This is a genomic window from Hydrogenimonas urashimensis (genome assembly GCF_016593255.1).
GTDB classification, from domain to species: Bacteria; Campylobacterota; Campylobacteria; order Campylobacterales; family Hydrogenimonadaceae; genus Hydrogenimonas; species Hydrogenimonas urashimensis.
The window spans coordinates 1,242,676-1,256,684 of sequence record NZ_AP023212.1 but is presented as its reverse complement, the minus strand read 5'-3'; the positions used below and the strand labels follow the sequence as shown (position 1 = coordinate 1,256,684).

General features: G+C 50.4%; 21 protein-coding genes, 1 tRNA gene and 1 pseudogene. 6 read left to right on the top strand and 17 right to left on the bottom strand.

What is annotated here, in order from left to right; translation table 11 throughout:
- Positions 1 to 34: 34 nt before the first annotated feature.
- A complete protein-coding gene (locus JMG82_RS06370; protein WP_430408175.1) occupies positions 35 to 2,338 on the top strand; it encodes a tetratricopeptide repeat protein in 2,304 nt (767 codons plus the stop codon).
- Here the strand turns inward: JMG82_RS06370 and miaA are convergent.
- Positions 2,318 to 3,214: a tRNA (adenosine(37)-N6)-dimethylallyltransferase MiaA gene (miaA, locus tag JMG82_RS06365; RefSeq protein WP_201351894.1), complete on the bottom strand. Its 897-nt coding sequence runs from the start codon at positions 3,212 to 3,214 to the stop codon at positions 2,318 to 2,320. The genes JMG82_RS06370 and miaA overlap by 21 nt on opposite strands.
- Positions 3,215 to 3,255: 41 nt before the next feature.
- Between miaA and mqnP the strand changes: the two genes are divergently transcribed.
- The 5 genes from mqnP (at position 3,256) to JMG82_RS06340 (ending at position 5,993) form a co-directional block, all read left to right on the top strand.
- The gene (mqnP, locus tag JMG82_RS06360) at positions 3,256 to 4,116 is read left to right on the top strand and encodes a menaquinone biosynthesis prenyltransferase MqnP (RefSeq protein ID WP_430408183.1); all 861 of its coding nucleotides are present in this window, start codon (positions 3,256 to 3,258) and stop codon (positions 4,114 to 4,116) included.
- Positions 4,113 to 4,643, top strand: a complete 531-nt coding sequence (locus JMG82_RS06355) for a hypothetical protein (protein WP_346727038.1) — start codon at positions 4,113 to 4,115, stop codon at positions 4,641 to 4,643. The genes mqnP and JMG82_RS06355 overlap by 4 nt, the downstream gene beginning before the upstream one ends.
- A complete protein-coding gene (locus tag JMG82_RS06350) occupies positions 4,636 to 5,154 on the top strand; it encodes a DUF6115 domain-containing protein (protein ID WP_201351893.1) in 519 nt (172 codons plus the stop codon). The genes JMG82_RS06355 and JMG82_RS06350 overlap by 8 nt, the downstream gene beginning before the upstream one ends.
- Complete coding sequence (locus tag JMG82_RS06345) at positions 5,147 to 5,866, top strand: uracil-DNA glycosylase family protein (RefSeq protein ID WP_201351892.1); 720 nt, start codon at positions 5,147 to 5,149, stop codon at positions 5,864 to 5,866. Before JMG82_RS06350 ends, JMG82_RS06345 begins: the two co-directional genes overlap by 8 nt.
- 50 nt (positions 5,867 to 5,916) lie before the next feature.
- Positions 5,917 to 5,993 (top strand) — tRNA-Arg (locus tag JMG82_RS06340).
- Between the two features lie 217 nt (positions 5,994 to 6,210).
- Here JMG82_RS06340 and JMG82_RS06335 read toward each other — a convergent pair.
- The 16 genes and pseudogenes from JMG82_RS06335 to JMG82_RS06265 form a co-directional block, all read right to left on the bottom strand.
- Positions 6,211 to 6,390: a hypothetical protein gene (locus JMG82_RS06335; protein ID WP_201351891.1), complete on the bottom strand. Its 180-nt coding sequence runs from the start codon at positions 6,388 to 6,390 to the stop codon at positions 6,211 to 6,213.
- Between the two features lie 53 nt (positions 6,391 to 6,443).
- Positions 6,444 to 6,677 (bottom strand): hypothetical protein, encoded by a 234-nt coding sequence (locus JMG82_RS06330; RefSeq protein ID WP_201351890.1) that lies wholly within the window; start codon positions 6,675 to 6,677, stop codon positions 6,444 to 6,446.
- Positions 6,667 to 6,924, bottom strand: a complete 258-nt coding sequence (locus JMG82_RS06325) for a hypothetical protein (RefSeq protein ID WP_201351889.1) — start codon at positions 6,922 to 6,924, stop codon at positions 6,667 to 6,669. The genes JMG82_RS06330 and JMG82_RS06325 overlap by 11 nt, the downstream gene beginning before the upstream one ends.
- Entirely contained in the window at positions 6,921 to 7,256 is a 336-nt protein-coding gene (locus tag JMG82_RS06320; RefSeq protein WP_201351888.1) for a hypothetical protein, read from the bottom strand. Before JMG82_RS06320 ends, JMG82_RS06325 begins: the two co-directional genes overlap by 4 nt.
- Positions 7,253 to 7,681, bottom strand: a complete 429-nt coding sequence (locus JMG82_RS06315; protein WP_201351887.1) for a class I SAM-dependent methyltransferase — start codon at positions 7,679 to 7,681, stop codon at positions 7,253 to 7,255. Before JMG82_RS06315 ends, JMG82_RS06320 begins: the two co-directional genes overlap by 4 nt.
- Positions 7,682 to 7,750: 69 nt before the next feature.
- The gene (locus JMG82_RS06310; RefSeq protein ID WP_201351886.1) at positions 7,751 to 7,921 is read right to left on the bottom strand and encodes a hypothetical protein; all 171 of its coding nucleotides are present in this window, start codon (positions 7,919 to 7,921) and stop codon (positions 7,751 to 7,753) included.
- A gap of 80 nt (positions 7,922 to 8,001) precedes the next feature.
- A complete protein-coding gene (locus JMG82_RS06305; protein ID WP_201351885.1) occupies positions 8,002 to 8,691 on the bottom strand; it encodes an SOS response-associated peptidase in 690 nt (229 codons plus the stop codon).
- Between the two features lie 205 nt (positions 8,692 to 8,896).
- Positions 8,897 to 9,049, bottom strand: a pseudogene (locus JMG82_RS11875) (IS1/IS1595 family N-terminal zinc-binding domain-containing protein); the annotation flags it as partial.
- A 339-nt stretch (positions 9,050 to 9,388) separates the two neighbouring features.
- The gene (locus tag JMG82_RS06300) at positions 9,389 to 9,586 is read right to left on the bottom strand and encodes a hypothetical protein (protein WP_201351884.1); all 198 of its coding nucleotides are present in this window, start codon (positions 9,584 to 9,586) and stop codon (positions 9,389 to 9,391) included.
- The gene (locus JMG82_RS06295) at positions 9,586 to 10,029 is read right to left on the bottom strand and encodes a phage terminase small subunit P27 family (protein ID WP_201351883.1); all 444 of its coding nucleotides are present in this window, start codon (positions 10,027 to 10,029) and stop codon (positions 9,586 to 9,588) included. Before JMG82_RS06295 ends, JMG82_RS06300 begins: the two co-directional genes overlap by 1 nt.
- A gap of 93 nt (positions 10,030 to 10,122) precedes the next feature.
- Positions 10,123 to 10,494 (bottom strand): HNH endonuclease, encoded by a 372-nt coding sequence (locus tag JMG82_RS11915; RefSeq protein WP_488167827.1) that lies wholly within the window; start codon positions 10,492 to 10,494, stop codon positions 10,123 to 10,125.
- On the bottom strand, positions 10,478 to 11,053 hold the full coding sequence (locus JMG82_RS06285) for a hypothetical protein (RefSeq protein WP_201351881.1): 576 nt from the start codon (positions 11,051 to 11,053) through the stop codon (positions 10,478 to 10,480). Before JMG82_RS06285 ends, JMG82_RS11915 begins: the two co-directional genes overlap by 17 nt.
- Positions 11,050 to 11,451 (bottom strand): hypothetical protein, encoded by a 402-nt coding sequence (locus tag JMG82_RS06280; RefSeq protein WP_201351880.1) that lies wholly within the window; start codon positions 11,449 to 11,451, stop codon positions 11,050 to 11,052. The genes JMG82_RS06285 and JMG82_RS06280 overlap by 4 nt, the downstream gene beginning before the upstream one ends.
- Positions 11,444 to 11,716: a hypothetical protein gene (locus JMG82_RS06275; protein WP_201351879.1), complete on the bottom strand. Its 273-nt coding sequence runs from the start codon at positions 11,714 to 11,716 to the stop codon at positions 11,444 to 11,446. The genes JMG82_RS06280 and JMG82_RS06275 overlap by 8 nt, the downstream gene beginning before the upstream one ends.
- A 96-nt stretch (positions 11,717 to 11,812) precedes the next feature.
- A complete protein-coding gene (locus JMG82_RS06270; RefSeq protein ID WP_201351878.1) occupies positions 11,813 to 13,642 on the bottom strand; it encodes a hypothetical protein in 1,830 nt (609 codons plus the stop codon).
- Positions 13,643 to 13,657: 15 nt separating this feature from the next.
- Entirely contained in the window at positions 13,658 to 13,987 is a 330-nt protein-coding gene (locus tag JMG82_RS06265; protein ID WP_201351877.1) for a hypothetical protein, read from the bottom strand.
- Between the last annotated feature and the right edge of the window lie 22 nt (positions 13,988 to 14,009).

Sequence of the window (14,009 nt, the reverse complement as noted above, 5' to 3'; positions counted from 1 at the left end):
GCTCCATGCGCTCACCATCGACCTGAAACGGGGGATGGAGAGCAATGCTCCCTTCGCTATTTTGCACATAAGAGACAGTGACCCTTTTGTCTGCAAAACCTTCTACGGCGAGCGGGGGGATCCCTCTCTTTTCCAGTGTGATTTCAAAAAAATGCCGGAGACGGATCTCAAACCGATCCGCAGCGAATTTTTCAAGATAGATTTTCAGGCGATCCAAAAACGCTTTTTTGTGCGTATCGTTCCAAAACGTCGAAGTTTCATCCGTCCACTGCCACCTCCTATACACGAACGGCCCGTTTTGCCGGCCAAAGAGCTCTCAAAAGCGAAACACTGGGTCGTCATCGGCTATGAGGATGCGCCCCCCTATCTGGGCAAAGAGAAGAGATTTGACGAAGGGCTCGCTTTTCCGCTCGATCTGAGGAGCTACGCTATTCCTGTGGTCGGTGCCGTCGATATCAACGGGGAACCCGTTTTCATGAAGGAGAATCGGGATATCGAAAAGTTCATGGCTCTGAAAGAGGCGTTCAATGCGAAAAAATACAAAAAGGCGTACGACCTTGCCAGCGAAGCGCTCGAACTCTATCCCCACTCCATATTTGCAAGCGATTTTCTGCGATATAAAATCAAAGCGCTGGTGCGCAGCGGCATGAAGGAGAATGCCGACGAAATCATCAAACTCGGAAAAATATTCATCAAGCGTTACGCCTCCGACGAGTATCTTCCGGAAGTTCTGCTCCTCATGGCTCGGGTCTACAGCGCCACGGGCTTTCTCAGTGATGCCAACTACTTCTTCAACCGGCTCATTCAAGAACACAAAGATACGAAATTCGGAACACTGGGACTTATCTATCTCGGCGACCAGCTCTACATCAACGGCAAGGTGAAAGAGGCGACGAAACTCTATCTCGACGCCTACTACAGCGCGAAGGATCTTGATGTCGCCTCGCTGGCGGCCTATAAACTCGGTGTGCGATATCTGGAGAGAGGAAAGACAAAGGAGGCGATCGAATATTTCCGGAAAATTTTGGAGAAGAACCGTGCATTCTTGCTAAGGGACAAAGAAGACACCCATACCATCGCCAGGCAGCTAGCCGCAAGGGGGGCATACGATCTTGCCATCGAACTTGATAAAGCGCTGCTGGAAAAGATAAAAAAACTTGACGAGATGTACGAGGAGATACTTTTCGAGATCGCCGAATGGTACGACGAGAAGGGCGATGCGAAGGAGGCGATCGCTTGGTACAGAAACTATCTCGACCAATTCGCCTACGGCGCCTTCAGTGACAAGGCGAAAAAGAATCTTGATGAACTCTTCGTTGTCAGCAACGAGGTCAACGCCAGCGAAGCGATGGCGAAATACGAAACCCTGATGAGAGAATACAAAGGAACGCCCATAGCGGACAAGGCGCTGGCGGCCAAAATAAAGCTGCTTGTGGCACAAAAACGCTACTCTCAGGCGCTTTCACTGGAGAAAGAGGTGGAGGCCATTGCCGATGCGAAAGCGAAGGAGATAGCGAAGAAGGCGCTCGAAGAGGCGGCGTGGAAAGCGTTCGAGGAAGCCGTCTCTGAGAAGGAGTGCCAAACCGCCCTCTCGATGATTGAGACTTTCGGAGTCAAGCCAACGCCTCGGTACGACGCCTTCCTCTACGACTGCTATATCATCTATGCCCAGTATGCCAAAGCGCTGGAAATCGCGAGGAAACATCTGCAGGACAAACCGGTCAACGAGCGCGTCACGTGGCTGTGCCGCGTGGCCAATGTGCTGATTTTGAAAGAGGAGTACAAAAGAGCGCTGGATGCCGCGGAGGAGCTGAGGACATTGGCGAAAGATCCGCTGAAGCTCTGTCCGTCGCTCGAATGGTACGAAGTCAAGGCGCTGCACGCACTGGGCAGATATGCGGAAGAGATGAAGAAGATCAGGGAGATGGCAAAACGCTACGGCAGCGACATGCGTCTGGCGGAAGTCTACCGCATAGGGTACGAGGCAGCGAAAAAAGAGCAGGACCGGCTGCAGCAGGTATGGCTGCTAAAACGCCTGATCGATCTGCAGAACATCAAAAAAAGCCATCCCTATTCTCCCTGGGCCGAATTTGAACTGATCAGGCTTCTCAAAGAGCAGAAACTCTACAAAGAGGCGCTGAGCGTGGCCGAATCGATGGGACGTTTGAAACTGATCGAGGAGCGTGCCGCGCGATGGCGCTACGAAACGGCGCTTCTTAATCGTCTCGTCGGAGATGAAAAACGGGCAGTTGAAAACTTCAAGGAGTGTGCGAAGATGCGAAGAGGCGGCGCCTGGAAAAAGCTATGCGAAGAGGCGTTAACCCTGGAGAATCTTTGAGATTTCAGGCAGCAGTCTTTCGGGACTCCCTTTCGGATGGGACGGAAACTGGGTGGAGTTGAAAGTTCTCTGCCGTTTCGCCAACTGTCGGGTATGGATGACGATGCGCTCTAGCATCTGCGCGAAAGAGAGCTTTCCGTCGAAATAGTCCAGCACTTCGAGGATGCCGATCGCCTTCATGGGATTGGGGGTTCTTCCGTACTTTTTCTCCAATTTCGCGACTTCGTCCACCAGTCCCCTTTCGAGCATCGTCTCCGTCCGTTTTTCAATACGCTCCTGCAATTCGGCTCTATCCCGCTCGATCTCGAAAAGAGAGATCTCTCCAAGAATCGGGGTCGGCGGGTGCTCGGCGAAATAGCGGGAGGGTGAGATACCCGTTTCGCAGTACAGAAGCCACCCCCTTTCGATTCGGTAACGGTCGCTTTTTTTGATGTTTCGGGCATACTCCGGATCGATTTGAAGCAGTTGTTCGTAGGCTCTCTCCGGACTCTTCATAAAAGTGCGTACTCTTGCCGCCGTGGCTTCCGAAATCTTAGGAATCTCCGAGATACCCTCCATAAGCATTTTGAGATAGAATCCGGTGCCCCCGACGATGATGAGGTTTTTCCCGCTCCTACTGCAGAACCGGGCGGCATCGCGGTAGATCTCTATGAAAGTTTTGACACTGAAATGCTCGTCCGGTGCAATCACGTCGATCCCGAAATGGGGAATGCCTCCCCTCTCCCGGGGTGTGGGTTTTGCCGATGCGATATCGATCTCTCTGTAGATGGCGAGGGAATCGAGGGAGAGGATGGCGGCATCGAATCGGGAAGCGAGAGTGATGGCGAGATCGGTTTTTCCGGACGCGGTGGAACCCAGAATAGCTACAGTTTTCATATAGCCGATTATATGATAAAATCAGAACTAAAAAAAGGGCGATCGTGTCGATAGCGAAATGGTTCAGAGATTTCAACGAACTGATCATGTTTCAACACTCCGTTTTCTCTCTGCCCTTCATTTTCATCGCGATGATCGTGGCCGCCGGCGGATGGTTTGGCTGGTACCTGCTCCTCCTGGGCGTTCTCGCTGCTGTCAGTGCACGGAACTTCGCGATGCTTGTCAACCGGTACCTCGACAGGGATATCGATGCACTCAATCCTAGAACCAGAACACGTCCGAGTGTCGACGGCCGTTTCTCCGCCACCCATCTGCGCATCCTGATTCTAATCAACGCCCTGATATTCGTTGCCACCGCCTATGCGATCAACGATCTGGCCTTCTGGCTCTCCTTTCCCATCCTCGCCGTTCTCGGCGGCTATTCCTGGTTCAAACGCTTTTCCGAAATGGCCCACCTGGTTCTCGGCCTTTCGCTGGGATTGGCTCCGATCGCCGGAGCCGTGGCGGTCGAAGGTGCCATTCCGATGTGGTCGGTCATGCTCGCGGTCGCCGTCATGTTCTGGGTGGCGGGTTTTGATCTGCTCTACTCTCTGCAGGATATGGACTTCGACCGGGAGCAGGGGCTCTTTTCCATCCCTTCACGATACGGAAGCGAATGTACGATGTTTCTCGCGAGGCTTTTGCATGCGCTTGCGGTTCTTTTCTGGTCTTTCTTCACCGCCACCGCGGGGCTCGGAGTTTTCGCGTGGCTGGCGGTGGTTGCCGCCGCCGCGATGCTTGCCTACGAACACCGCATCGTCAGCCGCGATTTTTCAAAGATTGACCATGCCTTTTTCACCGTCAACGGCTATCTTGGTTTCGTCTATCTCTTTCTGGTTGCGATCGACAGGGGGATCTCGTGAACGAACAGGTGAGGCTCGTACCCGCCCCTCTGGAGATCGCCTTCGAAGCGGCAGAAGAGAAGAGCGGGATGTTCGAACGGGAGTTTCAGAAACTGAGCGAAACGGACGAAGACCCGATCGGACAGTGGCTTAAAATCGCCAAGGCGCGCGGGGAGACGAAAGAGACCGATCCGGTGCTTCTGCATTTGATGATAGAGCTTCACCGCAAAGTCGATCTTCTGACCCAGATCGTCAAAAACGAGGAACCCGAACGGATCGAGCTGGCACACCACACTCCGATCGAATCGATCGGCTTTGAGCATTTCCGTATCAAAGAACCGGTGCTAAAGCCGGGAAAACGCTATTACGGTCGCATCACCATGCCTCTTTTCCCCAAACGCGACATGGGGGTATGGTTCGAAGCCCTCGACACGCAGCTTGCCAAAATTATCCGTCTTCACGAACGGGACGAAAAGGAGTGGAGCCAGTATGTCGTCGCGAGAGAACGCGTAATGATTCGGGAAATGAAAGGTAAAAAACGTGAATGAAACTTTTTGGATGATGGCAGGGCTGGCGGTGATCATGCTGATCATCGTGCTTTACATGGCCGTCAAAGACAGGGAGGTGTCACGGAAACTGGCGATGATGGAGGCCGGTTTTGACGGACTCAACCGTGAGATTTTCAGACTCTCCAAAGCGATGGAGAGTCTCAGGAAGAGCCTCAAAGAGGAGATGATGCGCTTCGAGCTGGAAGAGCGAAAGGAGCATGGCGAACTTCCGGAACAACTTCTCAACAAAAAGCTGCAGCCTTTCGTTTTGCAGATTCAGCATCTTCAGGAGCAGATTGACGCAATCCATACCGAATTGCAGGAGCGTGTCGAAAAGCTGGACGGAAAAGTGCGGAGGGTCACCTTTGCGGCCGAGCACTCGGCTCCCGATGAGCAGAAGATTCTTCAGCTTCACGCCCAGGGACTCGACAGCGAAACCATCGCCAAACAACTTCGCCTCGGAAAAGGGGAGGTGGAGCTTGTCCTGAAGTTTTCAAAAATCCATGCTTGATGTGCATCCCACATGGCGGCCGGATGTGGAGGCCGCCTATGCCGCCCTCGATGCCGACTATCGCCGTTTCGTGGAGAGCGCAGAGACAATTCCCGAGAGAGGGCGTATCTTCAATGCCTTCCGGACACTTCCAAAGTCGGAAGTCCGTTACATTCTTTTCGGGCAGGACCCTTACCCCCGAAGAGAATCGGCGACGGGACATGCCTTCATCGACGGGGCTGTCGACGCGATCTTTTCGGAAACAGGGCTCTCCAAAGCGGTCAACCGGGCCACGAGCCTGCGCAATTTCATCAAGATGGCACTGGTTGCGGAGGGTTTGCTTTCAGGAGAAAATCTCTCACAGGAGGCGATCGGCCAGATCGACAAATCGGCACTGATCGCCACAATCGACGATCTGCGCGAAAATTTTGAAGCCAACGGTGTACTCCTTCTGAATGCGGCACTGGTGTTCGAGCAGAAGCGTGCCTCGGGCCGACACGCCAAAGCGTGGCAGCCCTTCATCCGTTCACTGCTTTCACGTCTCAACGAAGACGTGGAGTTGATTCTTTTCGGAAGCATCGCCAAAACGATCCTTAAAATACCGGAAACTTCCCGCTTTGGTCGCTATCGGCTCGAACATCCTTACAACCATACGTTTATTCTCAACGAAACGGCCCACCGCCTCTTCGGCCCCATGCATCTGTTGAGAAAAAATCGCAAAATTTCCGACTGACTCTTGAAATCCGTTCTGTTTTTATGTATAATTCCCGTCCACAAAGAGATGCGCTCGTAGCTCAGCTGGATAGAGCACTGGTTTGCGGTACCAGCGGTCGCACGTTCGAATCGTGCCGGGCGCGCCATCTTCAAAGTCCGATAGCACCGAAGCTGAAAGCAATTTTCCAAAAACAGTTTTTCGCTTAAGGTTCTGCAGGGTCCCACTCAAAGTCCCACTTCAAAATAATTTGGAAACAAATAAATTTGTTTAATTATCTGCCGGGTGAACATTTTTAAAGAAAAATCCGGCCCACGAAAAAGACAGGATCAAGTGATTCTATTTTTTGTAATGTTCGCCGCCCTCTACTCTTTGAGCTGTTCGTCCATAATTCGCCTAAGCTTATCGGCTTCGGCTTTGATCTGTTGGCTAATGACCGTAGCGACCAATGCGTCGCTACCGTCCAAGGCGGGGCCCGCGTCCCCCGAGATGTAATTGCCCCATCCTTCGACGATCGCCGCCAACCCCATCAAAGCGTTAGCCACTTCCTAGATGCCCTCCTCAAGCGTTCGCTTATTCTCCATCGTTCGCCTCCCCTTCATTTCGCCACTTTTCGCTCTTGCGCCAGCCCGTCCATGATGCGCTTCAGCCTGACCGCCTCGGCTTCGATCTGATCGCGTATAAGCATCACCGCGAATACGTCCGCTTCATCCTCTTCGCCTATAAGCTCGTTGAGCCTCAGCCCGAAATGGTCCACCATGGCGGCCAGGCCCTTTAGGTTGTTGACCGAATCTTCGATGTCAAGGATGCTGTATTTCGTTTTATCGCTCATCGTTCGCCCCCTTCTGTTTCGCCGCCTCTTCGATAAGGCCGTATAGCCCCCTAGTCGTGTCGTAGGTTGTGCCTGCAAGCGTTTCCAAAGCCGTCCATGGATTGTCCATCGCGCCATCTTTACAAGCGACCATCAAGGCCGTTAAAAGGTCGGCCACCCCTTGCAGCTCCTCCAGCCGATCGTAAAGCCTGTCGGTGTCGATCGTCACTTCATGCGGGTAATCCTTCATGCGCTCCATCATGCTCATAGCCACACATCCTTCATGCTCTTTCTGGTGACTTCGGTTTCCTCTCTGATAGCCAACGATAGCCCCTTCATGCTCTTTCTGGTAGCATAGGCTTTCTCTCTAATCTCCGTCGATAGATCGTTCATATCTTCGACGATCACGCCCAACTTGTCGAAGAGGTTTTCGATCTCCTCTTCATGGGTCTTTTTATCTTCGTCGTGCAGATTCATATAATAGTCTTTAAGCAATACGATGTTGCTCATCGCGTCCGCCAGCGTCTCCAGCCTCACCGCATGGGTGGCTATCGCTCCTAAAATGTTGTAAACGGTCGTTTGTCTTTTATCGTCGTTCATGCCGCACCTCCTTTAATGGCTTTGGCAACTGATGCTATTGCATCCCTGAATTGAAATTCTTCTTTGTCATTTATGCATATTGGCTCGAAGAGGCCGAAAAAGTATCTCTTGTGGAGTTTTGTCAGCCAACCGGCTGCTTCCTTTCTCAACGAGATCGTTATGGCCTCATCGGCTTTTGGCGTTGCCTGGGTTCCATTGCTGCATATAATCGCTCCATCTTCGTCCAATACGCCAAATGCCTCGGCTATCTTTTCAAGATCGGCGCAAGCAATATCGCTGTAATTTTTCTTGCTTAAAATGAATATGTTTCTCTTACCTAAAGAGATGACTTCAAACCCCATAATCTCTTGCCCTTTATTGGCAAGCAACTGGTTCATACATTCAATAACTTGGGTTTCTGTTACCGTTTTTTTGTTATCATTCATTTGTCTTTCCTTTCATGGATTGATGCGGCGGGTTGCAGTTTGCCGACCGTGCCCGCCGGTCTTTGTTCGCTACGACTCTTCCAGCTCTTCGAGCAACTTCAATCTGATTTTGACATCTTCTACGGAATAGCTCATGATGAACTTCATCAGCACTCTCGTGGCGTAACTGTTCGACTGCATTCGCTCTCGTACGCTTTGAGGTGTGAGCTTCAAGATCTTCGCTGCTTCTGCTACCGTCATCTTCCTCCTTTCATTGAGATGCCTAATCATATCATAAAAAGGGTTATTATTGCAATTTGCAAGGATATTACTACTTATTTCTATTGTTTCAAAGGGAGAATACACCGTTCTTCATTGACGCTTGGAGAGTTGCAAATCGGGGATACAGGCCATGCAGATAAAAGATCCTCGTCTGCAGGTTTAAGAAGATGGCGCAATAAAGATGTATCTTGCAACGTTTCGTCAAGCCACAACCCGGCATCTTCAAACTTTAATATCACGGGCATACGGTCATGAATTGGTTTCATGATTTCATTTGGTTCAGTGGTGAGGATAGTGCAGCTTCGCAGTTTCGTTTGGTCGTCACGCCATTCGTCCCAAAGGCCTGCAAGCAACAAGTATGGCTTTTCCTTCGATGTGAAATACCATGGCTGCTTTATTTTCATGCCGGGTACTTTTTGCCACTCATAGAAGCCATTGACGGGGATTAGGCACCGCCGTCGCTTGAAAGACGAAGAGTAAGCGGGCCGCTTCGCCACGTCTTCTGCCCTGGCATTGATCATAGAATATTTTGTGCTTCTCTCTTTTGCCCAATGCGGAATAAGGCCCCAATGCATCGATTCGAGAATGCCCTTGCCACCGTGTTCATGCCATACCGGTAAATCGGTAGAAGGCGGTATGTTGTATCCAAGCGTGTTGTAAACGATATAGTCTTCGACGTTGCCTTCGTAGTATTTCTTGACATCCTCTTTCACCGGTTCAAGGTCATGAATATCGACGCGTCCACACATAATACCTCTCTTTTTTCTGGGCAATAAGCACCCGGATTTTTATTATTATGCCTTATTCCGAATTTATCCCGACGTTTTCCGAAAAAGGTGGCATCAATCACCAAAACGACAGACCGGGGATGTCGTTCTCTTATGGAAGGTTCATACTCATGAATCTTCGCCTGGACCCATACACGAGAGTGTCCATATTCCTCGGCGAGTTCTCTTAGTGTTTACGATGGTAAACATAGTTTTTGAAAAGCGTGTGAAGCAATTTCCTTCGACGTCTTGAGGAGGAAAAAGTTCGACGACATTCAAGGCAGAGGTATCGTTGTATTCCACGAAAATGACCATGTTTTTTTGTATGCCTCGACCCGCAATATGGGCACTTTTTTACGAACCATCTGTAAAAAAGTCCTTTTTAAACCCCATAATACCGAAGATATCATAGGGTTTTAGATACACGTTTCTTTACTTTAACTCGATATTACAGAAATTGGAGATCCGTCACTTCCTTCTTCCATCGAATATCAAGCTTCGTCAGTATTTGAGGGTATCGGATCAGTTGCCAATTGGAGTGTTTGAAAATTCAGAAGGGCAGAAACATTTAAGCGGTCGAATACCGGGTGCGATTTTGCACCCGGCCATCAAAAAGGAGACGTTTACGCCACCAGGCTGCCGTGCGAATTCGTACAGCCCAGCACGATGTCGAAATGGATCACGTTTGCCTAAAACGATCATGCAAATCAATCAACTCGTCAAGGCGTGCGGCGATCGCTTTGAGTTCCCGGGTTTGCGACATAGACAAGGCCACTTGGAGTATGGCGATAGCTTCGGCATGACTTCGTCCCGTCAATTTGGCCACCTGTTTCACATGATTGTCGATCTCTTTCGCGCGTCGGGTGATTTTATCCATTACACATCCTGTTGTATCAAGCTATCCATCTCATCTTCCTCGACGATTTTTTCAGCAGGAATCAGCTTCGAGCGGGCCTTTGGGGAGAGTCCAAGTTCCCGCACGGCATCGATCATCCGTTTGTGTGCGCCGTCTCGTACTCTTAACCAGGGGCTGGTGACGGGATTGCCGCTTGAATTTTCGATGATGATGCCTTGCTCCTGCAACGCCTTTTCGGCTGCATTCCATTCCTGGAAAGCCAAGGCATAGCAGCGTATCAGGGCCGCATCGAGTCGGTGCAACAAACCTTCTTCAGCCAGCAAAGCGACGATACGCTTCTCTTCTGCCGCTCCGATTTTGTCCAGCTTTGCAAGGCCGACGCTTCTATTGAAGATTTTCTTGAGCTTGCTATCGTTTTTTCGAGGTCGTCCAGCTCCCTGCCTGGGTCCCCCACGTCCGCTCACGGCTCATCCTTTATGCGAAAATCAAACGATTCAAAAATGGTGCGCAAAAAATCGAGGCTGGGCGAGCGATGGAATGGAGTTTCGAAAATCTTTTCAACCCCACCCCTCCCTCTCTTTTCTTTGCTCCGCTGTCTTCTTCGCATGGCACGAAGCACAAAGCGACTCAAGGTTGTCGGAGCATGTCGCGCAACCACCGTCTTTGATCTCGATGATGTGGTCGACAATAGTTGCGGGCGTTATGACTCCTTGGCGTTTGCATGCCTGGCACAAACCGCCGTCACGCCTTAGTATCATAGCCCTGATCTTTTTCCATTGCGCAGAGCCATAGAAAGTTTGCTCCGCTTTGTCTTTTCTGTGCTCTTTGTACTCTCTGTTCTTCGCTTTGCGGTGCTCTTCGCAATATATGCCATCAGTCAGGTTTGGGCAACCTGGCCATGCGCACGGCTTTTTAGGCTTTCTCGGCATTTTTGGCCAACTCGATCAGCTGATTTATTTTGTTCTTCGCTATTTCACAAGGGAGGCCATGGATAACATTCGGATCTATTTTGTCGAATGATGCCGCGGCCTTTTCGAGCGTTCTACGCAAGCCTGCAAGAATACTGTTGGCTTTGGCGCGTTCTTCTTTGATCTTTTCCTGGTAGATACGCCGCTTTTCCAAATGCGCTTGGATAGGTTTGCCGATCCGTTCATCGAATTCTGCAGGCAACGGTTCGCCGATCGTGTATAATGCGGCGGACAGATACAACGTCCAAGGATCGACGACGAGGCCACCCTTTATTACCTCGTCTGCAACTCGGCCATTGGCACCAGGCACATGATCAAGGAGCATTTTCCTGGCATTGAGTTTATCAAGAGTGTATAGCCAGTTACGTAGTAGAGAGCCATGTTGCCAAAGATCCAGCATTTCCTTGCTTATCTCGGCGGGCAACCCTATTTCTTCATACGCTTCGAGCACCGGTTTGAAAACTTTTTTCAGCTCAGTAACGCTTGTTCCGGCAAGATTCGCGGCCTGTCGATAAGTCATCGTATCTCCTCTTTAATTTTTTTGATAAGTGCATCGTCGTAAAAGCTCTCAATGTATTTGAATTTGTTTTTAAGTTCCAACAGCTTGGCAAGCTCAAGCTGACGCACCATTCTCTCAACGCGTGTCCCAATCGCCGTCATTGCCGCTTCGATCGCTTCGGAAGATGCGCCAATAGGAGCAAAGTCCGGCTTTGCCGCCAGGATGCTATTCGCGACATGCTGCATATCGAAAAAGATATTTTTGTCATCCGTATACCCTGCATAGTTGACAATGGTCCTTGCACGCTCTCTTGGATCTTTCGGCAACTTAACGTGTTTTTTGATCTTTTCTTCGATCGCTTTTATCCGTTCATGGATCGCAGGCACCCGTCGCAATGCGGTTTTGATCTCTTCATGCATTGGCTCGTTCCTTTCTCAAATGTTCCATCATCCCGATCGGTCCCAATCCGACGAGAAATTTCTGCAACGCGATATTCTCTTTCGCCTTTTTGCTATGAGCGGTTTTGGGCAAGCTTATGCTTCCCATGTTTGCAATGTCCCCAATAATCGCTCCATCGATTTTGGCATGCGCCAATGCCTTGTATGCATTCACGATCTCTTTCTTGGTGGCGTTCGGATTGCCCGCTACCATACGCGCTTTAAGAAGTGCTTCATCGAACTTCATTGCTCCTCCTCTATATTTTGATTTTCCAATTTTGACGTATTGCCTGAAAAACATGGGCCCATGACGCACAAATGAATCTCGTCGGAGGTGGGCACGTCATGCGTCCTTGATCGCCGCCCTGAATTCCGGGTCCGTATTGAGATGATGCATGACGATTTCGATTACTCTGTCGCCATTGCTATCGAGACCGTTTCGCAGAGTCTCAAGTTCCACAGGGAAACCCGTTTCGTTTTTGACCACAATATTCACGTTGCCTGGGACAGCCTTCACCCCAAGATCGCCGTTGATTCTGGTCAAGGGCATGATCGCCTCGGCTCCCGCTTCCCCCATCAATCCCAGGCCGTTCGCCATCGGAAAGACGGTCGGCTGGCTGACAATGCCGCCGGAGGCGAACGCCTGGACCACCCCGCCCTTGGCGAATGGGAGCATGCCGGTCAACCCGCCGACAAGCGGATTGATGATCGTCGTGCGCATCATCTGCATGTAAATCTCGTGCAAAACATTTTCCACGAGATCGCCGAATCGAAGAAACTTGTCGGACGTGTAGTCGAAAAAGCTTTCGAATGTGTCTTTCAGGTGTCGCTCCATGCCCTTGAACGCTTCGTATATCGCATCTGCCGTTTCTTTCGCCTTGTTTCTGAACGTCTTCATGTTTTGAAGATACGGGACGAAAAGATCGTTGTACCGGGGTAGTTTTTCACCCTCCGGCTTCACTGGAGTCCAATCCGTCTCCGTAATGTTCTTATACGATTCCCTGAATCCTTCAATCCACTTTTTTGCGGCACTTTGGCCGGAATCGAACATGAGCGTATCCATGTCCTTGCTAATGCCCTGTTTGAGCTGCTTCATGGCGTTCGTCGTCCAGGATGTATCGATCAATGGCCCGATGAGATCTTTTTTGCCCCACCCGAATTTATCCGCAACCATGTTGTAGAGTTTGAGAATGTCGTTAATTCTTTCCGTGACAACGGAAGCGGTCACGTTGATCGCGTCCATAACGGCTTTGGAGATATAAAGTATCGAATAGAGTGATGCCTTGAACACCATCGAGATGCCCGTTCCAACATCCTTAATGAAGCCGAAAGCCTCTATGACTTTTTCTATGGCCACAACGGTCGTTTTTCCGAATTCATTTGCGGATTTGGCCCCGCCCATAAAGGCGTTGGTCAGCCATTTGTCCACGGTTTTGGCAAAGGCAAGGATTGCCGGCTGCATTCCTTGGACAAGACGGTTGATCATTCCTGTTTTGATGGACCTCAAATGATCCATGGTATCGTTGATGGCTGCAGCGATCTTTGATTGCGATGTAGACATGGTGATGCCAAGACGATCGGCCTCGTTCGCCATTCTGGCCAATCCTTCGGAACCAGTATTGGCCAACCGTATCACGTCCGCTGCAGATTTGCTGAAAATATCCTGGGCGATGGCCGTCTTTCTGAATCCGTCCGGGAGCTTTGCAAGTCGATCGGCAATGATTTTGAAAGTGGTTTCCGTATCGGTGAAATGCTTTCTTGCAAATTCCATGCTTATGCCAAGTTCTTTCAGTGCCTTGGCGGCCGCCCCTCCACCGTTTCGCATGAAATTGCTCGTGCGTCTGATCATGGCCGACATTGCGGCGTTGAGCTTATCGACGGAAACACCCGAGTATTTCGCGGCATATTGCAGATGCGTCAATGCCTCCGTCGTCATGCCAAGTTTTTCGGCAAGTTTACCCGTCGTGTCAGCTGCGTCGATGGCATCGCTCACCATGTCTTTAAACGCCCGTACTGACTGGATGGATGCGTAGGCGGCCGCTATGCCAAGCACCGTTCTCTTCACGTTGTCGACAGATTTTTTGACGACATTTTCGGCCTTTTTCATACCGCTTACAAGTTTCGCGGTGTCGGCCTTGATGTCTATCAGTACGGTTCCGACTTTAGCTGCCATTGTTTAACTCCTGTCCTACTTTTGAAAATGTCGCTGGAAATCCCCCATAGCGATAATATGTTCATAAATTTCAGTCATCCCGGCGATTTTGTTCACATCGATGCCAGACAGCTCCTTGGCCGTAACTTTCGGATCGACCATTGCTATCGAGACCGTTTCGATCTGAATGCCAAGAAGCTGGTCGAGTGTCATATTCTCATGTCCATCTGCAAGCATCGTCTTATGGGTTTTTGCGAATTCGTCGATAGTGATGGGCCGTAGTTTGACATCTGCATCCCACGCTTCTACGTGATACACTTCCGGCTCGACGTTCGTGAGCTTCTTCAGCAGTTCGTTTTTTTCCATCCTATTTCCTCCTGGTTTTTTT

What these genes read in the sequence shown, in the direction of transcription:
- miaA (WP_201351894.1), bottom strand. Translation starts at nt 3,214, where the DNA reads ATGAAAACTGTAGCTATTCTGGGTTCCACCGCGTCCGGAAAAACCGAT.
- JMG82_RS06315 (WP_201351887.1), bottom strand. Translation starts at nt 7,681, where the DNA reads ATGAATGATAACAAAAAAACGGTAACAGAAACCCAAGTTATTGAATGT.
- JMG82_RS06310 (WP_201351886.1), bottom strand. Translation starts at nt 7,921, where the DNA reads ATGACGGTAGCAGAAGCAGCGAAGATCTTGAAGCTCACACCTCAAAGC.
- JMG82_RS06345 (WP_201351892.1), top strand. Translation starts at nt 5,147, where the DNA reads ATGCTTGATGTGCATCCCACATGGCGGCCGGATGTGGAGGCCGCCTAT.
- JMG82_RS06265 (WP_201351877.1), bottom strand. Translation starts at nt 13,987, where the DNA reads ATGGAAAAAAACGAACTGCTGAAGAAGCTCACGAACGTCGAGCCGGAA.
- JMG82_RS06285 (WP_201351881.1), bottom strand. Translation starts at nt 11,053, where the DNA reads ATGACTTATCGACAGGCCGCGAATCTTGCCGGAACAAGCGTTACTGAG.
- JMG82_RS06370 (WP_430408175.1), top strand. Translation starts at nt 35, where the DNA reads ATGGAGAGCAATGCTCCCTTCGCTATTTTGCACATAAGAGACAGTGAC.
- JMG82_RS06275 (WP_201351879.1), bottom strand. Translation starts at nt 11,716, where the DNA reads ATGAAGTTCGATGAAGCACTTCTTAAAGCGCGTATGGTAGCGGGCAAT.
- JMG82_RS06330 (WP_201351890.1), bottom strand. Translation starts at nt 6,677, where the DNA reads ATGAGCGATAAAACGAAATACAGCATCCTTGACATCGAAGATTCGGTC.
- JMG82_RS06320 (WP_201351888.1), bottom strand. Translation starts at nt 7,256, where the DNA reads ATGAACGACGATAAAAGACAAACGACCGTTTACAACATTTTAGGAGCG.
- JMG82_RS11915 (WP_488167827.1), bottom strand. Translation starts at nt 10,494, where the DNA reads ATGCCGAGAAAGCCTAAAAAGCCGTGCGCATGGCCAGGTTGCCCAAAC.
- JMG82_RS06325 (WP_201351889.1), bottom strand. Translation starts at nt 6,924, where the DNA reads ATGAGCATGATGGAGCGCATGAAGGATTACCCGCATGAAGTGACGATC.
- JMG82_RS06270 (WP_201351878.1), bottom strand. Translation starts at nt 13,642, where the DNA reads ATGGCAGCTAAAGTCGGAACCGTACTGATAGACATCAAGGCCGACACC.
- JMG82_RS06305 (WP_201351885.1), bottom strand. Translation starts at nt 8,691, where the DNA reads ATGTGTGGACGCGTCGATATTCATGACCTTGAACCGGTGAAAGAGGAT.
- JMG82_RS06280 (WP_201351880.1), bottom strand. Translation starts at nt 11,451, where the DNA reads ATGCATGAAGAGATCAAAACCGCATTGCGACGGGTGCCTGCGATCCAT.
- JMG82_RS06300 (WP_201351884.1), bottom strand. Translation starts at nt 9,586, where the DNA reads ATGGATAAAATCACCCGACGCGCGAAAGAGATCGACAATCATGTGAAA.